23 protein-coding genes are annotated in these 23,726 nt (G+C 71.9%); 14 read left to right on the top strand and 9 right to left on the bottom strand.

The window, feature by feature from the left end; translation table 11 throughout:
* Positions 1–21 precede the first annotated feature (21 nt).
* Together OG556_RS40455 and OG556_RS40460 are read right to left on the bottom strand one after the other, a co-directional pair.
* Positions 22–798 (bottom strand): hypothetical protein, encoded by a 777-nt coding sequence (locus OG556_RS40455; RefSeq protein WP_331731528.1) that lies wholly within the window; start codon positions 796–798, stop codon positions 22–24.
* The gene (locus tag OG556_RS40460) at positions 795–1,112 is read right to left on the bottom strand and encodes a helix-turn-helix transcriptional regulator (protein ID WP_331731531.1); all 318 of its coding nucleotides are present in this window, start codon (positions 1,110–1,112) and stop codon (positions 795–797) included. Before OG556_RS40460 ends, OG556_RS40455 begins: the two co-directional genes overlap by 4 nt.
* A 621-nt stretch (positions 1,113–1,733) precedes the next feature.
* Between OG556_RS40460 and OG556_RS40465 the strand changes: the two genes are divergently transcribed.
* The 3 genes from OG556_RS40465 to OG556_RS40475 all read left to right on the top strand — a co-directional run bounded on the left by OG556_RS40465 (position 1,734) and on the right by OG556_RS40475 (position 5,645).
* Positions 1,734–2,075, top strand: a complete 342-nt coding sequence (locus OG556_RS40465; protein WP_331731534.1) for a hypothetical protein — start codon at positions 1,734–1,736, stop codon at positions 2,073–2,075.
* A gap of 620 nt (positions 2,076–2,695) precedes the next feature.
* Positions 2,696–3,280, top strand: a complete 585-nt coding sequence (locus tag OG556_RS40470; RefSeq protein ID WP_371523286.1) for a hypothetical protein — start codon at positions 2,696–2,698, stop codon at positions 3,278–3,280.
* Between the two features lie 97 nt (positions 3,281–3,377).
* On the top strand, positions 3,378–5,645 hold the full coding sequence (locus OG556_RS40475) for an ATP-dependent RecD-like DNA helicase (RefSeq protein ID WP_331731540.1): 2,268 nt from the start codon (positions 3,378–3,380) through the stop codon (positions 5,643–5,645).
* Positions 5,646–5,807: 162 nt separating this feature from the next.
* Here the strand turns inward: OG556_RS40475 and OG556_RS40480 are convergent, their stop codons facing one another.
* On the bottom strand, positions 5,808–6,371 hold the full coding sequence (locus OG556_RS40480; RefSeq protein WP_331731543.1) for a hypothetical protein: 564 nt from the start codon (positions 6,369–6,371) through the stop codon (positions 5,808–5,810).
* Between the two features lie 317 nt (positions 6,372–6,688).
* Between OG556_RS40480 and OG556_RS40485 the strand changes: the two genes are divergently transcribed.
* The 7 genes from OG556_RS40485 (at position 6,689) to OG556_RS40515 (ending at position 15,528) form a co-directional block, all read left to right on the top strand.
* The gene (locus OG556_RS40485) at positions 6,689–8,404 is read left to right on the top strand and encodes a hypothetical protein (protein WP_371523289.1); all 1,716 of its coding nucleotides are present in this window, start codon (positions 6,689–6,691) and stop codon (positions 8,402–8,404) included.
* Positions 8,405–9,622: 1,218 nt separating this feature from the next.
* Positions 9,623–10,843, top strand: coding sequence for a bifunctional DNA primase/polymerase (locus tag OG556_RS40490; RefSeq protein ID WP_331731549.1), 1,221 nt, complete (start codon positions 9,623–9,625; stop codon positions 10,841–10,843).
* A complete protein-coding gene (locus tag OG556_RS40495) occupies positions 10,840–12,390 on the top strand; it encodes a phage/plasmid primase, P4 family (protein WP_331731552.1) in 1,551 nt (516 codons plus the stop codon). Before OG556_RS40490 ends, OG556_RS40495 begins: the two co-directional genes overlap by 4 nt.
* Positions 12,391–12,540: 150 nt before the next feature.
* The gene (locus tag OG556_RS40500) at positions 12,541–12,909 is read left to right on the top strand and encodes a DUF6009 family protein (RefSeq protein WP_331731554.1); all 369 of its coding nucleotides are present in this window, start codon (positions 12,541–12,543) and stop codon (positions 12,907–12,909) included.
* Positions 12,910–13,248: 339 nt separating this feature from the next.
* A complete protein-coding gene (locus OG556_RS40505) occupies positions 13,249–13,380 on the top strand; it encodes a hypothetical protein (protein WP_371523292.1) in 132 nt (43 codons plus the stop codon).
* Between the two features lie 398 nt (positions 13,381–13,778).
* Positions 13,779–15,119 carry a hypothetical protein gene (locus tag OG556_RS40510; RefSeq protein ID WP_331731558.1) on the top strand — a complete coding sequence of 447 codons (1,341 nt, stop codon included), beginning with the start codon at positions 13,779–13,781 and terminating at the stop codon, positions 15,117–15,119.
* A 34-nt stretch (positions 15,120–15,153) separates the two neighbouring features.
* On the top strand, positions 15,154–15,528 hold the full coding sequence (locus OG556_RS40515) for a hypothetical protein (RefSeq protein ID WP_331731560.1): 375 nt from the start codon (positions 15,154–15,156) through the stop codon (positions 15,526–15,528).
* Positions 15,529–16,029: 501 nt separating this feature from the next.
* Here the strand turns inward: OG556_RS40515 and OG556_RS40520 are convergent.
* The 6 genes from OG556_RS40520 to OG556_RS40545 form a co-directional block, all read right to left on the bottom strand.
* On the bottom strand, positions 16,030–16,305 hold the full coding sequence (locus OG556_RS40520; RefSeq protein WP_331731562.1) for a hypothetical protein: 276 nt from the start codon (positions 16,303–16,305) through the stop codon (positions 16,030–16,032).
* 149 nt (positions 16,306–16,454) lie between these two features.
* On the bottom strand, positions 16,455–16,892 hold the full coding sequence (locus tag OG556_RS40525) for a hypothetical protein (RefSeq protein ID WP_331731563.1): 438 nt from the start codon (positions 16,890–16,892) through the stop codon (positions 16,455–16,457).
* 13 nt (positions 16,893–16,905) lie between these two features.
* Positions 16,906–18,057, bottom strand: a complete 1,152-nt coding sequence (locus OG556_RS40530) for a hypothetical protein (protein ID WP_331731564.1) — start codon at positions 18,055–18,057, stop codon at positions 16,906–16,908.
* A gap of 159 nt (positions 18,058–18,216) precedes the next feature.
* On the bottom strand, positions 18,217–18,378 hold the full coding sequence (locus OG556_RS40535) for a hypothetical protein (RefSeq protein ID WP_371523295.1): 162 nt from the start codon (positions 18,376–18,378) through the stop codon (positions 18,217–18,219).
* 442 nt (positions 18,379–18,820) lie between these two features.
* Positions 18,821–19,300: a hypothetical protein gene (locus OG556_RS40540; protein ID WP_331731566.1), complete on the bottom strand. Its 480-nt coding sequence runs from the start codon at positions 19,298–19,300 to the stop codon at positions 18,821–18,823.
* A 182-nt stretch (positions 19,301–19,482) separates the two neighbouring features.
* Positions 19,483–20,286, bottom strand: coding sequence for a hypothetical protein (locus OG556_RS40545; RefSeq protein ID WP_331731567.1), 804 nt, complete (start codon positions 20,284–20,286; stop codon positions 19,483–19,485).
* Between the two features lie 144 nt (positions 20,287–20,430).
* On the opposite strand from OG556_RS40545, the gene OG556_RS40550 reads away from it, so the two are divergent.
* The 4 genes from OG556_RS40550 (at position 20,431) to OG556_RS40565 (ending at position 23,613) form a co-directional block, all read left to right on the top strand.
* A complete protein-coding gene (locus tag OG556_RS40550; RefSeq protein ID WP_331731569.1) occupies positions 20,431–20,970 on the top strand; it encodes a hypothetical protein in 540 nt (179 codons plus the stop codon).
* Entirely contained in the window at positions 20,967–21,929 is a 963-nt protein-coding gene (locus OG556_RS40555; RefSeq protein WP_331731570.1) for a hypothetical protein, read from the top strand. The genes OG556_RS40550 and OG556_RS40555 overlap by 4 nt, the downstream gene beginning before the upstream one ends.
* Entirely contained in the window at positions 21,926–22,717 is a 792-nt protein-coding gene (locus OG556_RS40560; protein ID WP_331731572.1) for a hypothetical protein, read from the top strand. The genes OG556_RS40555 and OG556_RS40560 overlap by 4 nt, the downstream gene beginning before the upstream one ends.
* Positions 22,718–22,842: 125 nt before the next feature.
* The gene (locus OG556_RS40565; RefSeq protein ID WP_331731574.1) at positions 22,843–23,613 is read left to right on the top strand and encodes a hypothetical protein; all 771 of its coding nucleotides are present in this window, start codon (positions 22,843–22,845) and stop codon (positions 23,611–23,613) included.
* Positions 23,614–23,726: the final 113 nt, after the last annotated feature.

The raw sequence follows: 23,726 nt of genomic DNA on the forward strand, positions 1-23,726 counted from the left end.
GGTGGGAGGTCTGCTTCCTTCTCACCAGGGCGTGCCCTCGCTGTCGTCGGACGGAGGGGCGGGCGGGGCGGAGGGCTCGATGCCGCGCACCCGGCGCACCCAGCGGGCCAGGCCGTAGAGGGAGGGAGCGGTCACCGAGCAGGCCTGCACGCCGGTGGTCAGCAGCTGGTGCAGGCCGCCGGTGGCGTCGATGTAGAGGGCGAGGGCGCCGGTGGCGGTGACGACCGCACCGGTGGTGCGGGAGGAGGTCGTCAGCACCCAGTCGGCCGGCTTCCACAGCACCTCCATGGTGTCGTGCAGGCGTAAGCGGACGGCCGCCACCAGGAAGCCGGCGGCCAGGGCCCGGCGCTGGCGGGAAGAGGGCACCAGGCCGGAGGCCGGGTCTCCGGCGAGGTCCGCCAGCCAGGCCTGGCGCAGGTGGCTGCGGCGGCTGCCCGCCAGTCGGACGGCCGCACCCGCCAGCAGCCGGGAGGGCCCCCTCCCCGCGTCGTCCCATGGCTGGCCGAAGGCCTCGGTCCACCGGTCGGTGGCCTCGTACAGGGCGGTGAGGGCCTCGCGTCGGGCGGCGATGTACGGCTCGACCCTCGCCCCCAGGGTCAGGTCCATCTGCAGGGCGTAGGTGATCGTCTTGAGGGGGCCGCAGCGCCGGGAGAGGCACTGGTACAGGTGGGGTTCCTCGGCCCGGACCGCCTCGTGCAACGCCTCGCTGCTGGCGAGAAACGCGTCTACGCACCTGGTGCGGACCCGGTACAGCTCGTCCGGGTCCGGCGGCGGGGTCGGTTCGCCGTGGTGGGTCACGCCGTACCTCCGGCGAGGCGCAGGACGGAGGTGCGCCGGGTCGCGCGGGCCTCCAGGGCCTGCGCGGCCCGCAGGCGCCCGTCGGCGGTGAGGCGGTAGAACAGCCGGCCCGGCCGGCCGGGGTGCGCGGAGGTCTCGGGCCAGGACTCCACCCAACCCAGGTCCGCGAGGCGTTCGAGGATCGGGTACACGGTGCCGGAGCCCAGATCCGCCTCGGTGCAGATCCGCAGCCCCCACACGGGGTCCGAATCGTCGGCGGTGAGCAGGCAGTTCAGTACCCCGATGGTTGGCTTCGTCAGCCGTGGAGAGGTCATGGCTGAAGTGCAGCACACCATCTGACCATATGTCGAACTCGATACATGGAGGGGGGTGTATCCGCAGGTAGAAGGCTGCTTCCGAACTCCCGCAGTCCCGACAGCGGGACTCTGGCAAGAGGGCCCGGCCGGCACCGGTTCCCGAGCGAGACCGCGGCCCGGAATCGGGCGGCGGAGCGGGCGGAGGAGGCCCGGGCGCGCGCTGCCGAGTGGCTGCTGCGGCGCCGGCAGGCGGCGGTGGAGCAGCACCTGGCCCGCGTTGCGGCGCGTCAGGGGCAGGGCCGTGCGGCGGCGGATTTGGTGGATCCGAACGTCGCGGGTAGGAACCGGGCACGGGCCGGCCGAGCGGCGGGCGTCTCGCGAGGCGGGATGCTGACGGCGGGCGCGGATGGGCGGGTCGTTGGTGTCCCGGCGTCGGGTGCACCGGTGGAGTCGACCGGACGGTGCGCTCGCCACGTCGTCGGCGGGATTGGCCGGTTGTTGGTACGACCGCGGCGTGCGGGCGCCGCGGGGCGGCGAGCGGGTCACGACGCGGCCGGCGCCGGTCACGGGCGCTGACCGGGGCGGGCGGGATGTCGTGAAGGCCCTGGGCCGGTGCTGCGTCTGCGGCAGACTGTCCGCATGACCTCACGGCTGCTGCGGATGCACCGGCGATTCCACACCTACGTCTACCAGGCGGCTCGAAGCGGGACTGATCGTCGGTGGGGCGGCTGGATCGGGTGGGCCGCCGTCACGGTCGTGCTCTGCTTCGTGGCCGGGTGGATGGCATCGAAGGCGGGGGCGCTCCTGGACCTGGGTGACGACGGGTTGCAACGCCTCGCCATCTACACCAGGCTCGGGGTCCTCGTCGGAACGGCCATGTGGCTGTTCTTCGAGCCGGGCGAGCAACCTCCGCGCGTGGTGGCGATCACCGCCGGGTGCGTGCTCACCGTCATGGTGGTTCTGATGGCCCTGCTGAGCTGAGGCCCGGGCGTCGCCGGCCCTCCCCCCGGCGGGTCCGGCGCCCGCAGGGCGCCTGGTCCGCGCGCGGTCCTGCCGTAGGGTCCGGAGCAGGCGCTGCCTCAACGCCGGCGTGGAAGCCGCAGCAGGGCCGGGCACCGAGGAAGAGCCCGCGGGAAGTCGGCGGGCCGTCTCCAGCACCGGCCCGTCGTCGACCCGGGCCTGCGTGACCGAGCTCGCGCCGGCAGGAGGCCGCCCTGGAGCAACAGACGGCCGGGCGTCGTTACCCCGCCGCTCGCGCACCCCGAGCCGACGCCTGGTCAGACCCGGTGCCGGGCTGGCTCCTCGGCCCGTACGATCCCCTTCAGCGATCTCCCATCCGGACGGCGGCCGCCGGCACGACCACGGCCACCTGGACGCGCAGGAAGGCTCCATGGGCGGCAAGAGGAAGACCGGGCAGCGGCGAAGCGGCAACCCCTCCGTGCGGGGGGGCGGGTACGGTCACGGTGCCGCGGCAGACTGTCGAGCCGGGTATCACCCTGCTGAACGACGGAAGGGTCGATGTCAAACTGAGCACTGGCGTGTCCCTCCCGGGGGTGATGTTCGATTTCGCGAAGGGGTTCCCCCCGGAACGGGAACGCGACGTGCGCGAAGGGTGGGGCTACGGCATCGAGCTGCCGGCCGTCCTTGACCTCCTGGGCCTGGTCCAGGACGGCCGGGCCGATCCCGCCCAGGCCCGGGAGCTGCTCCTGCGCGCGGCCCGCGAGCTGTACGTCCCGTTCGAGGCGTACACCTTCGAGGACGAGGGCGACCTGGAGGCCCGCTGCCGGCAGGACCCGCGCAACTGCCCGGTCTGCCGCGCGCACCGCGGGTGGTTCGAGGGCGAGCTCAACGCCGCGGACGAACTCTGGGCGCGGTACTCGAAGCCGGAGGCGTACCCGTTCATCGCCGGCCGCAGTGGCCTGCACGAGGTGGCCTGTTCGGTCGTCCGGCGGGCGATGCCGCAGGCCTACGCCCGCCCGGCCGGGGACGCCTACACGACCGAACTGCGCCGGTACGCGCACTCGGTCGACCCTCACAGCGGCGACTCCGACCTTGAGTACGACCGGGGCTACCCGCACTGGAAGGCGATGACCGCCGCCGAGACCCGGGCCTGGACGGCCGAGCACACCGGGCCCAAGGGCGGGCGTTCCTACAAGACCTGCCGCCGCTGCGCCCCGACGCCCTGAGCCGCGCGCCGGGTTCTCGCCCGGGACGCCCGCCGGCCCTGGCGCGCCACGCGGCAGCGGGCCCCAGCACGTGACGAGAGAGCACGAGGAACGGATCATGGAGCAGCCCCCGGCGACGGTGGACGGCATCGTCGAGCGGATCCTGTACGTCGGAAGCAACGGCTTCACCGCCCTGCGGCTGGGCCTGGAGGGCGGGCAGAGCCTCACCGCCAAGGGCGAAATCCTCGTCGGCGTCCAGCCCGGCGAGACGCTCCAGCTCACCGGGACGCACGCCCAACACCCCTCCTACGGCCCCGAGTTTCACGCGGTGGAGTGCCTCTACGTCGAGCCGGCCACGATGCACGCCATCCGCAAGTACCTCGCCTCGGGCCTGGTGCGGGGCATCGGCCCGAAGCTGGCCGACGCCATCGTCGACCACTTCAAGCTGGACACCCTGCAGATCATCGACACCACCCCCGAGCGGCTGCGGGAGGTCCACCTGATCGGGGACGCCCGCTACGCCGGCATCGTCGAGGCGTGGCAGGTCCACCAGGAGATCCGCCAGCTGATGGTGCTCCTGCAGAGCGCCGGGATCTCCCCCAGCCACGCGCCCCGGATCGCCCACCACTTCCGGGTGGAGCGGCAGGAGGCCCACGACGTCACCGACGTGCTGGAGATCGTCCAGGAAGCCCCGTACCGGCTCACCGAGGTCTACCGGATCGGCTTCGCGACCGCCGACAAGCTCGCCCTCGCGCTCGGCTGGCCGGAGCGCAGCCCCGAGCGGCTGCAGGCCGCCCTGGTCCACACCCTGGAGGACTCCGCCGTCCGCGACGGGCAGACCTTCCTCTACGACACCGAGCTGTTCCGCCAGACCGTGGAGAACCTGCGCGACGAGACCCTGGCCGAGTTGCTGCCCGCCCAGCTCGACGTCCTCGCCTCCGAGCGCCGGGTCGTCATCCAGGACCTGCCCCACCGCGGCCGGCTGCGCCCGGCGGTGTTCACCCCGCGCCTGCACGCGGCGGAGACCTCGGTCGCCGCGCGCATTGCCCGGCTGCAGGCCACCACGACGCGCCTGGGCTCCCTGCGCCCGTGGCGCAAGGGGCCGCTGCCGCTGATGGACAGCGCCAGCCGGCTGACCGAGGACCAGGAGGCGGCAGCGCTGATGGCCGTCACCGAGCCCGTGTCCGTGCTGACCGGCGGCCCCGGCTGCGGGAAGTCCTTCACCGTGAAGGCGATCCTCGACCTGGTCGACGCGGTCGGCGGCCGGGTCGGCCTGGCCGCACCCACCGGCCGTGCCGCCAAGCGCCTGCAGGAGATCACCGGCCGCCCGGCCGGCACCGTCCACCGCATGATCGGCAAGCCGAAGGAGGACGACACCGGGCCGCTGAGCCTCTTCGACGCCTACGACCCGCTGGAAGCGGACCTGATCGTGGTCGACGAGGCGTCCATGCTGGAGGTGGCCCTGTTCGACCGGCTCCTCGGCAAACTCGCCCCCGGTGTGCATCTCCTGCTGGTCGGTGACGTCCACCAGCTGCCGAGCGTCGGTGCTGGCCAGGTCCTGCGGGACCTGCTGTCGGTGCCGGAGATCCCGCGGACCCAGCTCAGCACGATCTTCCGCCAGGACGGCGCCAGCACCATCCCCCTCAACGCCCAGCGGATCAACCGCGGCGAAGACCCCCGAAGCGGCGGCGAGTTCTGGTTCCTGCCGGTGCCGGACCACCAGATCACCGACACCGTCGTCGACCTCGTGACCCGGCGGCTGCCCCGGACGTACGGGGTGGGGCCGGGCGACATCCAGGTCCTCGCGCCTGCCACCAAGGGCCAGGCCGGGACCCGCGACCTCGCCCTGGCCGTCCAGGCCGCCGTCAACCCCCACCAGGACGGTACGCCCCAGCACTTCGCCGACGGCCGGCCCTTCCGCCTGAAGGACCGCGTCATCGCCATCCGCAACGACCCGCGCAAGGGCGTCCTCAACGGCACCACGGGCACCATCACCGCGATCGACGACAAGGAACGCCAGATCCACGTCACCATGGACGACCAGGTGGCCGCCGTCTACGGGTACGAGGAACTCGACGAGCTCCTGCACGCCTACGCCATCACCGTCCACCGCTCCCAGGGCAGCGAGTACCCGATCGTCGTCGTGCCGCTCACCATGGGCTCCGCCTACCTGCTTCTGCGCCGCAACCTGCTCTACACCGCGGTCACCCGTGCCCGCCGGATCGTCGTCGTCGTCGGCGACCCCGACGCTCTCGCCACGGCGGTCAAACGGCCGGCCGACCCCCGGAACTCCTCCCTCGCCCCAAGGCTCCACGAAGCCCTGACCGGCAACACGGTACTGCCCCGCCCCACCCGCCACCCCGACGGACAGACCACCTTGTGCTGACCCGCCGCTGCCCGGGCCGGCCCGCCGATCACTTCTCCTGGTCCTCGCCGACGCCGCCCCAGGCCAGGGGGATAAGCCCGGAGGGCAGGTCGAATCCCCAGCCGACGATCGTCTCGGGGCGCATCCCGCAGGTGCCGAGGTGGAACTCCAGGAACGCGCTGGTCAGCCATTCCGGCCGGTGGCCACATCGAGGGCCTCCCTCGTCAGGAGCGAACGGGCCCACGGCGCAATGCGCTCCACGGGCGGCAGGGAGCTCTGCAGGGCATCCAGGGCCCGCAGTCGGTCGTCGAGCAGGCCCAGCCGCCGTAGGGCGAGGGAGTTGACGGCAACCGTTCCGCCGGCCGTGCAGGCGGCCCGTAGCTCGGGAGCGGTGGTCAGGTCGGCCACCACCCGGTGGCGGACATCGACATAGGCGGCGACGGCGGCTCGGTGCTCCTGCGGCACCCCCTCCAACTCGGCCCTGTCGCCCCATGCCGACTCGAAGAGATCCGCTTCCCACCCCCTGGCGGTGGGCCGCAGCCTCGGCGCTGCCTCACCGCCCCGGACCGCATGCACATCCGGCCCCACCCGGCACCAGCTGCCGTCAGGCACGAACGTCTCGGCCAGGTCCCGCAGCAACTCGGTGACGCCGCCGTAGCCCCGGCACAACACGGCGTGCGCGGAGCCGACAGGCCGCCCATCGAACGCCAGCTGGTGCGGAAGAAGATCAATGGTCCGTTCGGTCATGAACCCCTGATCGGCATGTGTGCCCTGATCCTTGATCCTTGAAAGCGCCCCCGCTCCTGCCTCCGACCACCTGTGGCCGGCGAAGCACGGGACCACCGGCACGGGCCCGCCCGCTGCGCCGTTGCCGGCGGCACGACCTCGGCGGCCGGCCGCCCACGACGGTGGCCGCCGTGACCGCCGCCGGCCGGTCGCAGGCCACCGAAAGGCCTCAACTCCGAAGCCGGCCTCGACCGTCAGGGGCTGCCGCTACGCTCCGGACGGCACCCCTGTCCCCGCACCGCCACAGCCTGTCGGAGTTCCCCGTGTTCCGAAGCACCATGCTGTACAGAACCACCCTGACCATCGACTGCACCGACCCCGAGCAACAGCCGGACATCTTCAAGACCCTCCGCGGGAACGCCGCCGCCTGGCTGGACAGCAAGGGCTACGGCTCCGAGGCCCTCGGCTCCTCCGGCCAGCACCAGCTCGACGCCAGCACGACCCTCGACGTAGTCGGCTCCTACAGCCCCGACGGCGACGAAGTCGGCTTGCGCCTGCAGTTCATCGAGCAACAGGCGCAACGGTGGACGACCACGCTCACCGCGGTCGGCCCTGACCTCAGCGGGACCGGTCTGGTGGCAATCGATCTCGAATGCCACACCGGCGGCACCATCCCGCCGAGCGGACCGCCCCGGATCATCCGCGAACTCGTGGCCGCTCTGCCCGTCATCGACGGCCTGGCCCCCGACGCCGCCGGGGGCTGGGCACCGATCACCCGGCTGACCGTCTCCCCTCAGCACATAGCAGCAGCCGACGTCGACGACCTCCTGGAGGTCCTCACCCACCAAGACCGGCGGCGCCCGGTCATCGTGGCCGCCCGCCCCCACCAGGAGTCCCCCCTATGGACCTGGCGCACCGATAAGGCATGGGACCGTGCGGCCGGCTTCGCCTCGCTCTACCTGCTCACCGACCAGGCCGCCGTCACAGCATTCCAGCGCGAGATCGGACCGGACCACTGGGTCGCCCCCGGTGCGGTACGCACATACCTGCCCGGCGTCGATCCGGCCTGGGCCGCCGACCGGTACCGTCACCGCTTCCTGACCTACCAGCGCCTGAACGACCGGCGGGACGAGGCGTGGAGGCACATCGCCAGCAGTGTCCAGGAGCACACCCTCGACGCGCCCGTCCCGGAACGGCTCGCGGGCCTGGTCCTGCTGAACACCAGCCCGGCCCGGCTTCCCCACCAACGCCCAGAGATGCCGTCCCCGATCCACCTCAACCCCGCCGAGGCGCGCAGCGAGGTCAGCCGGCTGACCGGCATGGTGTCCACCCGGGACGAGGAGATCAGCCGCCAGCAGCGCATGCAGCTCAGCCTCCAGCACCAGCTCAACGACGCCAACGCCAAGCTCACCACCTCCGAGGCCAACAACGACAGCGAACTCGCCCAGCACCTCGACTCCCTCGACCTGCTGGACCGGGCCAACCGGGAGATCGACCGCCTCCGAGTCCTCCTGATGGCCCTGGACGCGGGCACCGAGGCCTACGCCCAACAGGAGACCGAGGACGCACCCCGGACCTTCGAGGAGGTCCTCGACCGCATCACTTCCCTCCCCGGCGTCCAGTTCACGGGCGACCGCCCCCGCACCCTGCGCCTCGATGACAGCGATACGCGCAAGGTCCCGGGCTGGGCCCGCAAGGCCTGGCTGGCCCTCCAGGCCCTCAGCAGCTACGCGGAGATCTCCACCAGCGAGGGGTTCAAGGGCAACTTCCGGGAGTTCTGCCTGCGCAGCCCACGCGGCGCCGTCGTCATCTCGGGCAACACCGTCGCCATGGTCGAGTCCGAGGAGACCCTCAACCAGTGGGCCAACGAGCGCATGCTTCCCGTGCCCAAACTGGTCCACACCGAAGGCAAGATCCTGATGGAGGCCCACATCAAACTCGACGTCCGAGGCTCCATCTCCCCCCGGATCCACTTCTACGACGACACCGCCGGTCCGACCGGCAAAGTCCTGGTCGGACTGATCGCCCGTCACCTCACGAACACCAAGACCTGACGACCGGGCCCTGGGGCAGGTGTAGGGTCTCGCGCCCCGCCAGGCCGCTGCGCAGTCGACTCCGATACGAAGCTGAAACGCCGAGTGGCCGACTTGCCTGCGACCGGGCTGACGGAACTGGCCCGGGATCCGGACACCGCCGTTCGTTGCCGTGCCCTGTTCCACCCGCTGCCGCAGACCCGGGTTCGGGAGTGACTGCGGGCCTGGGTGCCATGGGGGGAGATCCGGATCCGTCACTGTTGAGCCAGCTGGGCGTGTACACGCCGTCGCTGGCTGGAGCACCATCCCCGCCGCCGCGGTCTTCGCGCTGATGCCGCTTTGCACTAGTGATGTTAACCCTGAATTTGGGTCACTTCCGTCACTGTTTTCGGTGATGTCAAGTCGCTGGCCTGCATGTTTGTTGGTGATTGAACCGTAGTGACCGAGGAATCGGTCAGTCACTTCATCCGTCCTGGGCAGAGCCCCACGCGGGTCCGTCGTGTTCTCGGCGACGCCTCGGTGTTGGGAACGACGGGCGCAGACCTGCCCGGTCACCAGGGAGCCGACCACCCGGCCTGCGCTTCGGTCGGCCTGCGCTGTCGGCCTCACCCCCGGGTGAAATGGTGGAGGGACTGAACCGACCTGCTGTTGCTTCGCTCAGTCCTGTCCAGTGCGGACAGGGGGGAGGGACTCTGAGGGGGTGAGGGGCTGGCGGACTTCGGTCCCTGGACGGGGCAGCGTTCAGTCCCTGCCCTGTCGTCGCAGGTCAGGGGCTATGTGGGCCCTGTCTCAGGGACCAAAGGGACTCAGTTTCCCAGTTATAACCAGATCTCCTATAAGGGGGCCTCGCGCGGACATATGATCACAGTTCCCCCATAACGACTTCTGCTCATAATGGGAGAACTGAGTCCCTTTGGTCCCTGAGACAGGGCCCACATAGCCCCTGACCTGGGAAAAGACGGGAGGGACCGAGCCCAAAGGCAGAGCGGCAGTTTCCGTCCCTGGTCCTTGAGGGGCGACGGCCCGTCCCTTCTGATCGGGGACCGAAGGGTCTGGAGGGACTGAGTCTGCAATTGAGAGTTCTCCCCGGCGCGCCCCCACACCCCGAGCAGCCGAGCCGATACAGTTTCGGAGTTCGGTCCCTTGGGACCCTCTCAAACCGGACAGAACACTTGACTTGTGTGCAGTAAGGCTGATCCGACTGCCTGCTGGTACACCAGTCGTCAGCCGGGTGAGGGGATGCGCGAACCCGCAGTGCGCCACGCTAGGCTCTGGATTCCATTCCAGAATCCGGTCCCTTCGGTCCCTTCGGCCCCTGTCCACCACCCGGCGGACGCCCGCCAGGAGAGGGCCGTCCCTAGCAGAGGAAAGCGCGTGCCAGCAGCCGAGCCGAGCGGCTCCTCCCCCTCGGGGACCGCGCGCGGGCTCGAGGTGGCCCGCTGGTGCGCGACGCAAGGATGGCCGGTCCACCCCCTCTCACCTGGACGGAAAACCCCAGCTGGCAGCTGCGGCAGGTGCCAGGAGGAGAAGGACGACCCGCAGACGTGCCCCTGCCTCCCGCAGGGCCGTTATTGCCACGGCTTCCACGCGGCTACCACCGACCCGCTGTTGGTGGACACCTGGTGGCAGGAGGGACCCGCTTACGGGGTCGGGGTCGCGTGCGGGCCAGCGGACCTGGTCGTGATCGACATCGACATGCACAGCGAGACTGTGCCCGAGCGAAAGCTGCTCCTGCCCGGCATCCAGATCCCGGAGCAGGTCAACCTCGACGGGCTGGCCTCCGGCTACGACACCCTCGCCCTGCTGGCCGCCTACCGGAGGCAAGACGACCCCGCCAAGGACACCTCGACCCTGAGGGTACGTACCCCATCCGGCGGCCTCCACGTCTGGTACCGCAGCACCGTACGGTTCCGGTCCTCCACCGGTTCCAGCTCCCGCGTCGCCCTGGCCTGGCAGGTGGACATCAGGGCCCACGGCGGGTACATCATCGCCCCCGGGACCCGGACCCCCGCCGGGACCTACAAGCCCGTCGGTTCTGCTCGACTGCCCGCGCCTCTGCCCGGCTGGCTTGCCGACGAGCTGACCCGCACCGGCCACCAGGTGAGCGCGGAAGACGATGCCCCAGCTCCCACTCCAGACTTGCCTCCTCGGCCGACTCTGGCCGTTAGGCGCAGTTCTCGCGCCGCCGAACGCACCCTCGCCCCGTTGCTGGACGAGGTCGCCGGGTGCGCACGTGTTCCCGAGGGCGCCGGCTTCACGGAGAAGCTGAACAGGGCCGCCTACACTGCGGGCGGCCTGATGGCCGCCGGCCACCTTGGTGAAGGGGAAGCCGCCAACCTGGTCCGGAACGCGGCCCTGGCCGCCCGCCCTCAACAGGCACGCCGCATCGAAGACCTGATCACCACCTCCCTCGCCGCGGGCGCCCGCCGCCCGTTCCACCTCAAAGGACCCCGTTCATGAGCGCCGCCGACACCCCCCGCGTGTTCGACGCCGTTGCCGCGGCCCAGGAGATGCTTGACTTCGAGGAGCAGCTGACCCCCTCAGCGGCGCTCCCGGCTCAGAAGATCACCGAATCCGCAGCCCGGCGCGACGAAGACGGCCTGCTGCCGAACATGCTGACGGACCGCGGCAACGCGAAGCTCTTCATCCGGCTGTACCAGGACGAGTTCCGCCACGTGGAGGGACTGGGCTGGTACCAGTGGGCCGGATACCGGTGGGAGCGGGGCGGGGAGAAGGCCGTCCTGTGGGCCGCCGGCGAACTCGCCGAGCAGATGCCGGACAGCGACCCCGCCATGATCTACACCGACCGGGAGATCGCACTCCACCGTCGACGCGCCAGCTCGACCGCCGGGATCAAGGCGTTCCTGGACCAGGCCAAGGCCTCCCCCGCTTTGTCCATGGCCGCTGCCGACCTGGACAGTGACCCCTGGGCGCTCTGCACCCCGGCCGGAGTGGTCGACCTGCGCACCGGTGAACTCCACAAGCCCTCCCCCGCCGACGGCAGTCACTCCCGCGCCACCAGCGTGGCCCCCCAGGACATGCCGACCCCACGCTGGAACCGCTTCCTCGGCGAGACCTTCGGCGACGACCAGGAGGGCAGGGAGATGATCGATTTCCTGCACATCCTGCTCGGCTACTCCACCACCGGTGACGTCGGCGGCCAGGTCATGCCCTTCCTCTACGGCCAGGGCAAGAACGGCAAGTCTGTCCTGCTCGACGTCATGCTGCAGTTGCTCGGCGACTACGCGGACGCAGCCCCGCCAGGCTTCCTGATGGACCGCGGGGCCTACGCCGAACACAGCACCGAGCTCACCGAACTCCACGGCCGGCGCCTGATGGTCTGCTCGGAGCTCAAGGCGAGCGACCGCTTCGACGAGGCCCGGGTCAAGCTGCTCACCGGCGGCGACAAGATCAAGGCCCGCCGGATGCGCCAGGACTACTTCTCCTTCCCGCCGACCCACCACCTGTGGCTGCTGGGCAACCACAGGCCCGAGGTCACCACGGGCGGGTTCGCCTTCTGGCGCCGCATCCGCCTGGTGCCCTTCCTGAAGACGGTCGACGACGAGAACAAGATCGACAACCTGGCCAAGGAACTGGTCTGCGACGAGGGCCCCGGCATCCTGCACTGGGTCGTTCAGGGCGCGGCGCGGTACCACTCACTGCGTGTGAGGCGCCAAGCCGGAGCGAAGGTCCCCGACCCGCTGGAAGGGCCGGCCCGGGTACGCCTGGCTACCGACGCCTACGCCACCACCGAGGACACCATCGGGCGTTTCCTCGCCGAGTGCTGCACCCGCACCAGCGAGGAACCCGAGCTTCGCGTCGAACAGGGCCAGCTCTACGCCGCCTACGTCGCCTGGTGCAACTCCGGCGAGGGCATCCGTCCCACCAGCAACCGGTCCTTCGCCAGCCGCGTGCGCACCGACCTCGGCCTGGCCACCCCCAATGAGATGGTCAAGAGCAACGGGCGCAAGTTCTACCCGGGGATCGGCCTCCTCCTTGCCGACTGATCGCACCCCCACGCGCGCAGCGCCCACCCGGACCGCCGCCCATGCCGCCTACCCCCGGCGGGTTCGGCCGCTCTACGATGCAGACACCACCCGTCCACCCGTCCCCGGTCCCCCGCCCCGGCACGCAACCACACAGGAAGGCATCCGGTCATGAGCTCGCTACTGGACGTCAGGGCTCTCAGCCACGAGAAGGCCGTGGTGTGGCTGGAAGACCCCTCCGGCCTGGACTACGTACGCCAGACCATCGACAAGACCCCCCGTCGCCAAGGTAGGCCCCGCTGGCTGCGCGACGGCCGCATGGTCGGCTACGCCGAACTCGACGCCACGGCGGAGGCCGACCCCGACAGCGGTCTGCATCGCCGCCGAGTCCTCTTCCTCTTGCCTCACGACCGTGACCGCGACCCCGGCGGCCTCTACGCCGCCGGCGCACCGGGCGAAGCCGTCGACCCCAGCACCATCCAGCCTCGCGTCGTCGGCGAGAAGACCGTCCGCTCCCAGCGCGGCCGCACCAGCGCCTGACCCTGTCTGGCAGCAGGACCAGGACGAGGAGGGGCCCATCGGGCCCGCAGCCGGTTCGGCTGGAGCTGCCCGGCGGAATCGTGGACGCCGGTGAAGTCACCCGCGCTGCCGCCGCCCGGAACAAGGAAGAGTGGGGCTGGGCGCCCGGCCCCGCCGAGCGCGCGGTTACCGGCCTGCCCATGGTCACGGTCCCGGCGGTGAGGGCATCGCGGGGCCACGTCGCCCGGCCGAGCCGGGTCCCTGCCGAGCGGCCGTGGGCAAGGGTGGAAACTCCACTGTCCCGGCGGCCAGCAGGCGACGGCCTCAAGGCAGGCAACTGGCGTGCCGATACCGGCGAACGTGACCTGGAACGACCCCCGCAAGGACTCGGATTTCCTGGCCTGGCGCACCGAACAGAACGCCGCAGACACCGCCTGCGGTCCCGCCATGCGCATGAGCGACGTCCCCGAGTTCCTCGAAGGCCGACGATAGCTCGAACTCGCCCTACAGCTGCTGCAGAACCCCGAGAAAGCCGGCGCGCTCGCCGCAGCGCGAGCGGCGATCCGCGAAGGACTCGGCCTCGTCCCGCAGCCCCGGCCGGACTCCGAGTGCGCCGTCGAACGCTGAAGGCGGCGCCCGTGACCGAGAGAGGAACCCGCCGCGCTGTGCACCCGCAGGACCTGCGGACGGTGTGTGCCCCTCAGCGCCGCCGAGCGGGTGGCCGACGCCGACCGATCAGGTGAACCCGGCGTCCATTCGGCCCCACGAACTGGTGCCGGACCCGCGCCTTCGCCATGATCCGGCCAACCCGTAACGTCGGCACGGCCCGGGCCGCGCCCTGACCCGGAAGGCCCGGTGTGCGTCAGCCCGTCCACGCAGGCACCTGGCGAGTGACCTCGACCGATGTCCGCACCGTGCCGTGTCCGACCTGCGGAACCCGCGCCGGCCAACGGTGCGTCACGCTCCGGGACAAACCCTGCCCCGCGCTGCACCGGGCCCGCACCCACCGCTACCTCGAAGTCCGCTTCGGCCTGCGCCCCCAGACCACCACCACCTGGCAGGCCCTGCTCTCGGCCACCGAGGCCCGGCGCCGCGGCGCGCTCCTGCGCACGAGGTTCCGCGACCTGGACAACCGGCTCTGGCAGCCGACCGCCGACTCCCTCCTCGACACCATCGCCGTCGACTCCGCCGCGTACGAGGAAGCCGTCATCGCCGAGGCCTGCGGCCGCACCGGCCCGGACGCCACCGACTTCCTCTTCAGCCCCGACTGGATCGACGAGTCACTGGACGCTCTGCTGCGGGCGGCCCACGACCTGCAGATCCGGGCCGAGACCGACCAGATCGCCACAGGCACCAGCAACCGCGAGCTGATTCGGTGCCGCGACGCCGTCCGGCGCCGCCTGAAGGAGATGCGCGCACTCGCCGACCGGACGAGAAAGGCCTCCCTCCCCTCGAACCACGCCACCGCGGAGGCCACCGACCCCCACCAGGTGGCCACCGCCTGGGTGGGCCGCTTCCTGAAAGCCGAGCGGCGCCACCTCGTCACCGAGCACGCCCTGGCCGCCGGCATGGACGCCGCCCAGCTGGACAAGGGAACCTTCCACGAACGCGTCGCCCGCCTGGTCGCCACCGGCCGCATGAAGGCCCCGGTCGGCCCCCAAGTCGAGCGCCTGCTCTCCTCCCCGACAGACACCCTTCGCGAAACCGTCCTGCGCGACGCCCTCCAACCCGGCGCCCGCACCGACGCCCTCGGCCACCCCCTGGTGCTGGAGACCTGGGCCGAGCAACTGGACTTCCTGTCCACCGTCGCCGCCCCCGCCGCGTACGCCGCACCGACCGGCCGGCTCTCCGCACTGCCCCCGATGACGTCGGCCCGGATGACAACAGCAGCCGCCGACGAACTGGCCGGCCGCCGCCAGACCCTCGCCCGCCTGATCGAACGCACCCACGAATGCGAGCGGCTGCGCCTGGCCGTCAGCGACACCGTCACGGCACTGGACAGAACGGCCCCCGGACGAGAAGCCCTCGGCGGAGCGATCCGGGCCGCCGACGAGGAACTGCGCCGCCGGCACCCCGAGCTGTACGCGATCGCCCGCGCCCACCTGTACGCCTACCAGGACCCCTCGGGACGCCTCGCGGAATCCTGGCCGGACCACCATGCCGCCGTACGCAGCACAGTCCTGCTGGCCCTGGAACGCTTCTCCCAGGCCCCGACCGCACTGCTGGTGTGAACCCGCCCCCACAAGCCGACCGAGAGGCCGCCTCGTGCCCCTGGACCCCTTCGTCCGCCAGTTCGTCACCAACGCCTTCAGCCGCAGGTGGATCAGCCACCTCGCGGAACTCAAGGGCGGCCTGAGCGACCCCACGTCCACCTACACCGCGGCCGTCCGCGAAGGCCTGCGCACCCTGATCGACACGAAGGAGCTCACCCTCGCGGAGTGGGACAGGCTCACCGGCGTGCCGATGAAGTCGACCACCGCGCTCTACACCTACCTCGACAAGGTCTACAGCTACTTCTTCTCGGGCCGCCCGCTGCCGGACCCGGCCCGATGGGCCGCCCCCACCCCCGCTCCGGAACCCGGCACCGTCCGGGTCCGCGCCCCAAGATCCGAGCACACCATCAGCGCACCGCGCAGATAGCCGCGTCCAGCCCGTAACCCGCCGGCTCCCGGACCGGGCCGCTCGACCCCCAGATCACCCCCACGGTGAAGCCACAGCCCCACCGCCTCCGCCACCCGGACCGGTACACCCTGCGCAGAAGGGCCAGACCGGACGCCGACACCCTCCCGCAACCGTCACTGCGCAACCATTGCGCGCGCCTGACCAGCGGAAACACCGCCCTGATCGCCCGCTGCGCAACGGCGGCGCGGTCCTGCGCAAGGCGCCATTGCGCATGATCATCTCTGCGCATGCCGTCATTGCGCAGACGGGCGGCGCTGCGCAATCCCGCTGCCCGGGCCTGTCCGCCCCCTGCCCCCGTGAACCCCGGGACGGCGGCCCAGGACACGTCCTGCGGGGCACCCCCTGACTCCCCGAGGCACGGGATGAGCGAGGGGTGGCCGGGTTAGGCGGCCCGTTCCCTGCGGTGGGGCCGAGCCCCGGGCCGCTTCGGGGGACGGGGCCCGGCCTGTCGGAGTCGTATCAGGCGGTGGTCGCGTCAGCGCGCTTGGCGTTCACCCTGGTGATCACGTTGCGGACGTCCTCGCCCGTCATGGACGTCACGGTGCCCACGATGAAGCGGGGGCTCAGGGCAAGGATCAGATCCTCCAGATCGGCGTCGCCGTGCTTGTCCCGGACGTGCCCGGCGATCGCCATGCTGACGTCGACGCGGTCGGCGTCGGCCGGCCACGTCGGGCCGAGGTAGTCGCACAGGCGGCAGCCCGCAGTGAGGGTGTCGAGCGTCGTCTTCGTCGTCATGTCCTGTCCAACGCGGCCAGCCACCGCCGGATACGGTGCTGCCGGGCACCGGTTCCGGAGGGACTTTCAGAGCCGGTCGGCCACGTCGGCGGTGGACGTCGCCAACAGCACGCCCGGTGGACCCGCCGGCGCCGGGCCCGCCGCGACCGTCACGGTGTCTCCTGGCAGGAGCGTTCGGCCGCGATTCTGGCGACCGACCGGGCAGCGGCCGCGAGCGCGCAGCGGTCGGCGCCCGTCACCGTGATGATGGTGTCATCGCTCCAGCCCAGTGCGTGGCGCATCAGCACTACGTCCTGCTGGTCCGTGGTCAGGTGGGCCACCGGGGCCAGGGCACGGGGCCCGGCACGGCCGGCCAGGGCGGCACGGACCAGCCGCCAGGTGGCGGCCGCCGCGTCGGGGGCGGCCAGGACGCTCTGCCAGCAGGCCGCGACCTCGGTGACGGCGGTGCGGACAGCCAGCGGCACGTCCTCGGGCGGCATGAGCAGCCCGGCGTAGTCGAGGTAGTGGTGGAAGTGGGACTCCAGCAGGGTGGTGACGCCCAGCGCCGGGTCGTGCCGGCGGCGGGGCGGGGTGGAGGAGGGGGGCATGCGTTTCTTCCGGTCAGCCGAAGGCCTCGGCGGGCGGTCCGGCGTAGTCGTTGTTGTAGGTGTGGTGGTGGCGGGCCAGCTGGACGCGCTCCCACAGCGGCAGGACGAAGGCGGGGTCGGCGCGCAGGACATCCAAGACGGCCTCGACCGTCTGCCAGTCCGGCACGCGGTCACCCGAGAGCAGGTCAGCTGCGGCCTGTGGGCTGACACGTCCCTGGGAGGAATGGCTGATCGCCAGCGGGCCGGGGGCGAAGGCCGCCAGGTGGAGACCGCGAACCGCCGCGACGAAGGCCCCCACGTACTGGGCCTCGACGATCGGCGTCGCGTCGAACGGCCGCTCGGGCAGGATGCCGCGGGCGGCGTCCCACAGCGGTCGGATCTCGGCCGGACAGCCACCCGCGGCCTCGACCAGGGCGCAGGTGACCGGCCAGGAGGGGATCCGGTCGCTGACGAACATCCGGGAGATCCTGGAGGGCGACACCCCGGCAGCGGCAGCCAGTTCCAGTGAGGAGCGTCCCGACCGCCGCTGCAGGAAAGACAGTGCGCTCGCGAGCTTGGCCGCGGCGACCGCCGACAGCGATTCGGTGGGATCAGCCGGCGAAGCCGAGGGCAGCGGGACGGTCGGCACTTGTCCGCCCTCCGGGTTCCGACGGACCGCTGTCGAGGGGCCCGCAAGCGAGGCCGGGGCGGCTATCGCCCCGGTCACCGGCTGCCCGCGCCGGGCGCGGGTCTTGCGCTGGACGAGGCGCCGGGCAGCGTAGGCCTCGTCCCAGCGCCGGCGCGCCGTGTCGGCGGACCGCCCGGTCCACTGCCCGATCGCCGCCCAGGGCAGCTTGCGGGCGCGAGCCTGGAGCGCGACGTGTGCCCGCAGGTCCTCCAGGTCCTCCTCCGCCTCCGCGATGAGCCCGAGGACGGCCTGGACGTCCTCGCCAGGCTGCGCGGCGGCGACCGCGGCCGCGGCCTGGGCGAGCCGGCGGGCGAGCGCGAGGTGGTCGCGCGCCAGCGCGCTGACGAGGTCGTCGAGGGTTCGGTCGGTCGGTGCGGCCTTGCGGGCACGATCGGCCTGCTGCTGGCAGCGCGTGCGGCAGTAGGACGGGGTGCGGCCCCGGCGCTGGGGGCGGGTGAAGCGGCCCTGGCACCACAGGCAGCGCAGGATCTGGGTCACGAGAGGCTCCGTGCCGAACGGCCGGTCCCCGCAGGCGCCGGGGACCGAAAGAGGGGAGAAGGGAAGCCCCCGGCGGCCGGTCGCCGGCCCGCCGAGGGGGAAGTCCGCGCGGCGCGACAGCGCGGGGTCGAGCCCCAGCCCTGCCGCGCCGTGCCGCCGCTAGAGCCTCCGACGGGTCCGTCGCGTCTTCCCGGGGCGGTAGCCGTTGGTGAGTACCCACACCAGGACGCAGACCAGTCGGACCGCGTCACGGCCGCACTGCCCGACCGGCACCTCGGTGATCCAGATCACGAGCACCACCAGCGCCACGAAGGCGGGCACCTGCTGATCGACCGACAGGGCGAGGCCCTGCCAGGGGCCCTGCCGCGTTTGGCCAACGGGCCGGACGGGGATGGTAGCGTCGAGCGGACCGATCCGGCGCGTACAGGCACGCCGGGACCGGCCCAGGGCGGGCAGCCGCATGGCTCCTCCAGGGTTCGGTTGGGACGGTTAGCGAGTAGGGACCCCGGCGGCCTGGCGACCAACCTTCACCCCGGGGCCCTTTTCGTTTGTGTCGGACAGTAACCCGGTGCGCGCGCGGAGTGGGAGCCGAATCGGGCAGAAATGCGGCTTGTCCTCATATCTACGAAGACCAGCGCCCGTATCAGGGCTCACCACCGGTCACATACGCTCAAGCCGCTGCATGCTTCAGTCATATGCCCATCGCGCGGGCGAAGCGCACCTCCCACCCGGGCGACCGGCGCTCCCCCGGCCGGCACGGTCTTCAAGCACCCCGGGCCGCCGCCTCGGCCGTCTCCGCCACCGCCAGAGCGGTGAGCACCGCAGCCTCCGCGACCTTCGGGTCCTGCTCCACCACAGCCGCCAGGACCGCATGGCCCAGCGCAGCGCGCACACCCTCGTGCGCCTCCCGCCCCGCTGCGGACAGCTCGACCAACGCCGCCCGCAACCACCCGACGACATCGCCCTGATGGTCGTCCTCCAAGTCGTGGAACGTCAGTGGGAAGACCCACTCCCGGCTGTGCGACCGCAACACCTCCGCGAAGCCCCGGTACTCCAACAGCACCCCGCAGCGCAGCTCCCCCTCCTCCACCACCCTGCTGCCGCCCTTCCAGCTGTCGGCCAGCCAGCGGTGACGGACGCACGTGTGCAGGACGTAGTCGTACACACGGTCGCGGCGCCGGCTTCGGCGCTCAAGGACATAGGTCGCAGCTGAGGAGCAAGTGGTGAGCCGGCGCAGGGTCATGGCGGGTCCTCCCGAGTCGTGGAACCCAGATCGTGCCGCGCCCGCCTGCCGCGCGCTGCCCAGCACTGGGCAGCAGCACCGTGACGCAGACCACACAGAGCCACGGGACGGCACCCCGGCGAGACCACCCACCGACTCTCCCGGGCCGGGCCACGCGGAGACCGCCTCGTCCCCGGAGCCCGTCAGCGGCGTCCGAGCTCCTGCCCGAGGCCAGGCCACACCTCCAGCGCGCCGCGCAGGTAGTGGCTGACCCAGCGACATCCGAACTCATCGTCAACCGCGCCGCCGGTACCCGGGCGCAGCCCGGCCAGGCGATCGCCGACGGCCGCGACCAGGCCGGCCAGGGACGGCGACGTCCACACCTGCGCCTCAGGGCACTCGTCCTGGTCGTCCTCGGGCTCCGGGCAGTCGATCCCGACCCAGCCGACAGCGGAGGCGTAGAGCACCCCCTGGAAGCTCTCCTCCCCGAGGTCCTCGTCAAAGCCGGTCTGCTGGAAGAAGTGCAGCGTGACCGTCGAGGCCCGCAGCCGCTCCAGGCCGACGCCGAAGTCCGGCGCACCGAGCAGGTGCTGCTGGAGAGCAGAGGCGGCGAACTGCCCGAGTTCGTCGTCCCCGTCTCCGGGCACCGCCAGCTGCCACCGCTCCATGTTCCAGCCGCCCACTTCCGGGTGGAGGGAGTGGAAACCCTCCTCGACCACCGGATGCCCTGCACCCGGGTCGCCGGCGGGGGCGAGGTCCTGGCAGGGCGGCGCGTAGACACCCTTGTCGTGCAGCTCGCGGCGCAGCGCATCCTCGTGCTCGTGGGACAGGCCACGTACGGCGCCCAGAACGATTCCGAGGAAGCGGTCCTGGACCGCGCCGGTGAACTCCACCCCCTCGGGAAGGCGCAGCGGCCCACCCTTGACCAAGGAGTTCATGGTCTCGGCGAGCAGCAGCGCCACCTGCCGGTCGGTCCCGTCCGGCTCGGCCTGCGCGGTGGTCTCCATCAGCGGTTCTCCTCTGCTGCGCCGCCCGCGCGCCGAACGGCTGGCAGGCGGTCACTTTCCGGGATTGGCGACGAACTGTCAGTGCTCATAGATACCGTCTGTGGCGGAGCGGCAGGAGCCGTTTCGAGAGATGGAGGGGCACGGGTGGACAAGGTCTCCGCACGGTTCGCGCAACTGCAGAAGAACGTCGGGCGGTGCCACGCCACCGCGGCCGCCCTCGAACCCGGCACCGACGGCCGCCAGGCCGCCTTCGACGCCCTGCTGGCCGCCGCCGACAGCCTCCTCGCCTACGACGCGAAGGTGCCCGGTCTGCGCCAGGAACCCGCCCGCCGCACCACCCAGGCGGTCGTGCTGTGGACCTCCCGAGGCACGGCCGCCGTCGCCGCGCTCACCGCCGCCGCCGTGATCCCCGGCTGGGCGCCATGGGGCTGGCTGCTCCTGGTGCTGCCGGTCCTCGCCGTCGCCCTGAACTCGGGCCTGACGGCCAAGCCGCTGCCGAAGGGCCGCCCGCACCAGCGCTTCAGGGCCAGCGCGATACTGCTCGCCGCCTGCGCGCTCCTGCTGGGCGCCGTCGCCCTCGGCGTGCTGAGCGCCTGGTGGGTCATCGGCGTGCTCGGCTGCGCCGCTGCCTCCTTCGCCACCGGCCTCCCGGACGACCCGAACACGAACAGGAGCACCAGGTGACCACCCCCTACAACGGAGACCTGGAGCGCAAGGTCCGCGAGCTCGGCTACTCGGTGGGCAACGTGGAGTCGAGCCTGCGGAGCCTGCGCGATGAGTTCGAAGAAGACCGGTCAGGCAGCCGCAGTCGCCTGGACACCGTCCAACTCGACCTGCGCGAGCGCAAGAGCGAGGCCGAGGACCTGGACGAGCGTGCCGACGGACACGACGAGGACATCGTGTTCCTGCGTCGCGCGGTCGGTGACCTCGGCCAGCGGATCGCCTGGCTGGAACGCCGGGTGCGCACCGCGGCCGGCGGCCGCGCCGTCGACCTCGACGCCACCGACCACGAGACCAAGCTGTTGGTGAAGAAGATCGCCGCCGGGCGGGCCGCCGAAGCCCAACTGCTGCCCGCAGCCGACCGTGCCCGTCACGTCCGCAGCGTGAACGCCTACCAGGAGGCGGCCGCCCGCCAGGAGAAGACCCGCGCCGCCGTCCTGGAGGCCGCGGCCACCCTGGCCACCGCCGCCCACGGCAGCGATGCGTTCACGAAGGCGACTGACGCCTACCGCCAGTCCCGCACGAACCTGCGCGCCACGGAAACCCACCTCGGGAGCCTCAAGCGAACTGCGGACACAGCCCGCACCGCCCTCGACCGCGACGAATCCCTCGACCAAACCCTCAGCGAGGCCGCAGCCGCCGGCCAGTCCGCCCACCAACACCTCACCCGGATCGCCCGGGCCCGCATCAGCGCCGCCCTCGCCGGCACCGACCTCCTCCCGGTGTGGTTCGCCGCCGCCCTGGGCCCGATGCCGCCGCGCGAGGACACCGAGGCCTGGCTCGACACCGCGACCCGGGCCCTGACCTACCGGCTCTCCTACTCGATCCGGGACGAGGTCCTGGCCCTCGGGTCCATCCCCGCCCAGGCCACCGCCCGCCAGCGCGCCGACCACCAAACCGCCGAACAGGGCCTGCGACGGTGACCACTCCCCCGCCCGCCGCGGCCACCGCGCCGCTCCGGCTCGACCCCGTCCTCGCCGACCGCGTCATGGACGCCCTTCACCTCGCCGGCCTCCCTATCGCCCACGGTGGCCACGGCCCCGGCGTCCACCTGCGTCCCGCCGAACCCCTCACCGAGGAGGACGACTGCCACGGCCTGATCGCCCTGCACTGGCTCCCCTCCCGGCGCCTCGCGCACGCGGCCGCCACCGAGCACCACCAGCAGCCCGCCCACACCGCCCAGCAACTCGTCGTCAACGCCGTCCAGCACGCCCTGATCGCACTCCTCCCCCTCCTCGGCACCGCCGCGGGCGAAGCCTCCACCCTCTGGGAGATCCGCGTCGCCGACGCCGAACCCCTCCCCCGAGACCTCACCGGCCCGCCCGGCCCCCGCCCCAACGGGCCCGAGCCCATCGCCCCCGGCATCCGACCCGACGTCATCACCGCCGTCCACCGCAGCGCCACCCTCGCCGGCCTGCCCAGCGCCCACCACCCCGGCGACCCCGGCATCACGCTGCGCCGGTGCCCGCCGCTGGCCCCCGACGACACCACCGGGATCGCCGACCTCGGCTGGAACCCCTCCCGCCGCCTCACGGCCGCCACCAGCCCCGTCGCCGCAACCCTGCGCACCGCCATTGAAGAAGGCATCCGCCAGGCACTGCCCGTCGCCCTTGGCGCCTGCGGACTCGACGTGTGGTGGCGCCGCCCCGAAGGCCTCCCCGCGCAGCTGCGCGCCTACGGGCCCAGCGCCAACCCACCGATCCGCCGCTGAACCTGCACTCCGCGTCTTCCGCCCGTGCCCCGGTCCCATCGAATCCGCCCCGGCCTGATCCCTGCTCTGAAAGACTGTGCGTCACCGAATCGGCACGTTGAGACACCTCCAGGGGGCGACCGCAGGTGACCGAGAGCCAGCATGACCTGACGCTGACGTACGACCCCAACAAGACCTGGGCGCACTTCCTCCTCTACACGGAACCCGAGCGCGGGATCATCGGCGCGAGTCTGAACGCCACCGTCAAAATCGAGCGCACCAGTGCCTACGTCCAGGAGTGGGAGCAGCGCCTGCGCCGCTGCACCCCCAACCCGTTGCACACCACCATGGTCGACAACAAGGACATCCCCGCCCTCTTTCACCCGTGCGTGGAAGAGGACAAGGAGAGCCCCAGCGCGGTCGACGGCACCGGTTGCACCTGTTACCGGACTTCCCTCGACCCCGCGACGGGCATGCCCGTGGTCTCCTGGCACTACCGCACCAGCACCGGCGACTCCCCCGCGAGCATCCTGCCGTGGAAGACCGACAGCGACACCCCGATCGACCGCTGGACCCACCACACCTACGCCCCGCTCGGCCTGCGCGACACCGAGACCTGCACCTCGCTGATCATCGACCGGCGCAGCGGACACTTCTGGCTGCGGTCCGACCACGGCACCCTCTACCTGCTGCCCGAGCGCAACGGCCACGGCCACGGCCTCGAAGGCGCGAGCGGCCGCGGCGCGCTGGCCGACTTCATCCAGCAGCTGGTGGAATCCGAGGGCCAGGACACCTCCGTCGCGGCGCCCCGCAAGCGCACACCGACGGCACCGGGGATCGAGGCGTTCCTGCAGAGCCCGGAAGCCAGGCGTACCCAGGAACTCTCCCTCACCGACTTGAGGAACCTCGCCGTCTAGGCCGAGCCTGCCGACCCGGGCCAGCACGAACCGCGGGGGCGGCACTCCACAGCCAGCAGGCAGCGCTGGTCCGGGACCGGTTCCGAACGGCAGCGGACCAGCGTGCCCAGCCC

The sequence above is a fragment of the Kitasatospora sp. NBC_01300 genome (assembly GCF_041435235.1).
GTDB lineage: Bacteria > Actinomycetota > Actinomycetes > Streptomycetales > Streptomycetaceae > Kitasatospora.

What these genes read in the sequence shown, in the direction of transcription:
- OG556_RS40460 (WP_331731531.1), bottom strand. Translation starts at nt 1,112, where the DNA reads ATGACCTCTCCACGGCTGACGAAGCCAACCATCGGGGTACTGAACTGC.
- OG556_RS40465 (WP_331731534.1), top strand. Translation starts at nt 1,734, where the DNA reads ATGACCTCACGGCTGCTGCGGATGCACCGGCGATTCCACACCTACGTC.
- OG556_RS40475 (WP_331731540.1), top strand. Translation starts at nt 3,378, where the DNA reads ATGGAGCAGCCCCCGGCGACGGTGGACGGCATCGTCGAGCGGATCCTG.
- OG556_RS40480 (WP_331731543.1), bottom strand. Translation starts at nt 6,371, where the DNA reads ATGACCGAACGGACCATTGATCTTCTTCCGCACCAGCTGGCGTTCGAT.
- OG556_RS40485 (WP_371523289.1), top strand. Translation starts at nt 6,689, where the DNA reads ATGCTGTACAGAACCACCCTGACCATCGACTGCACCGACCCCGAGCAA.
- OG556_RS40490 (WP_331731549.1), top strand. Translation starts at nt 9,623, where the DNA reads ATGCGCGAACCCGCAGTGCGCCACGCTAGGCTCTGGATTCCATTCCAG.
- OG556_RS40495 (WP_331731552.1), top strand. Translation starts at nt 10,840, where the DNA reads ATGAGCGCCGCCGACACCCCCCGCGTGTTCGACGCCGTTGCCGCGGCC.
- OG556_RS40500 (WP_331731554.1), top strand. Translation starts at nt 12,541, where the DNA reads ATGAGCTCGCTACTGGACGTCAGGGCTCTCAGCCACGAGAAGGCCGTG.
- OG556_RS40520 (WP_331731562.1), bottom strand. Translation starts at nt 16,305, where the DNA reads ATGACGACGAAGACGACGCTCGACACCCTCACTGCGGGCTGCCGCCTG.
- OG556_RS40525 (WP_331731563.1), bottom strand. Translation starts at nt 16,892, where the DNA reads ATGCCCCCCTCCTCCACCCCGCCCCGCCGCCGGCACGACCCGGCGCTG.
- OG556_RS40540 (WP_331731566.1), bottom strand. Translation starts at nt 19,300, where the DNA reads ATGACCCTGCGCCGGCTCACCACTTGCTCCTCAGCTGCGACCTATGTC.
- OG556_RS40545 (WP_331731567.1), bottom strand. Translation starts at nt 20,286, where the DNA reads ATGGAGACCACCGCGCAGGCCGAGCCGGACGGGACCGACCGGCAGGTG.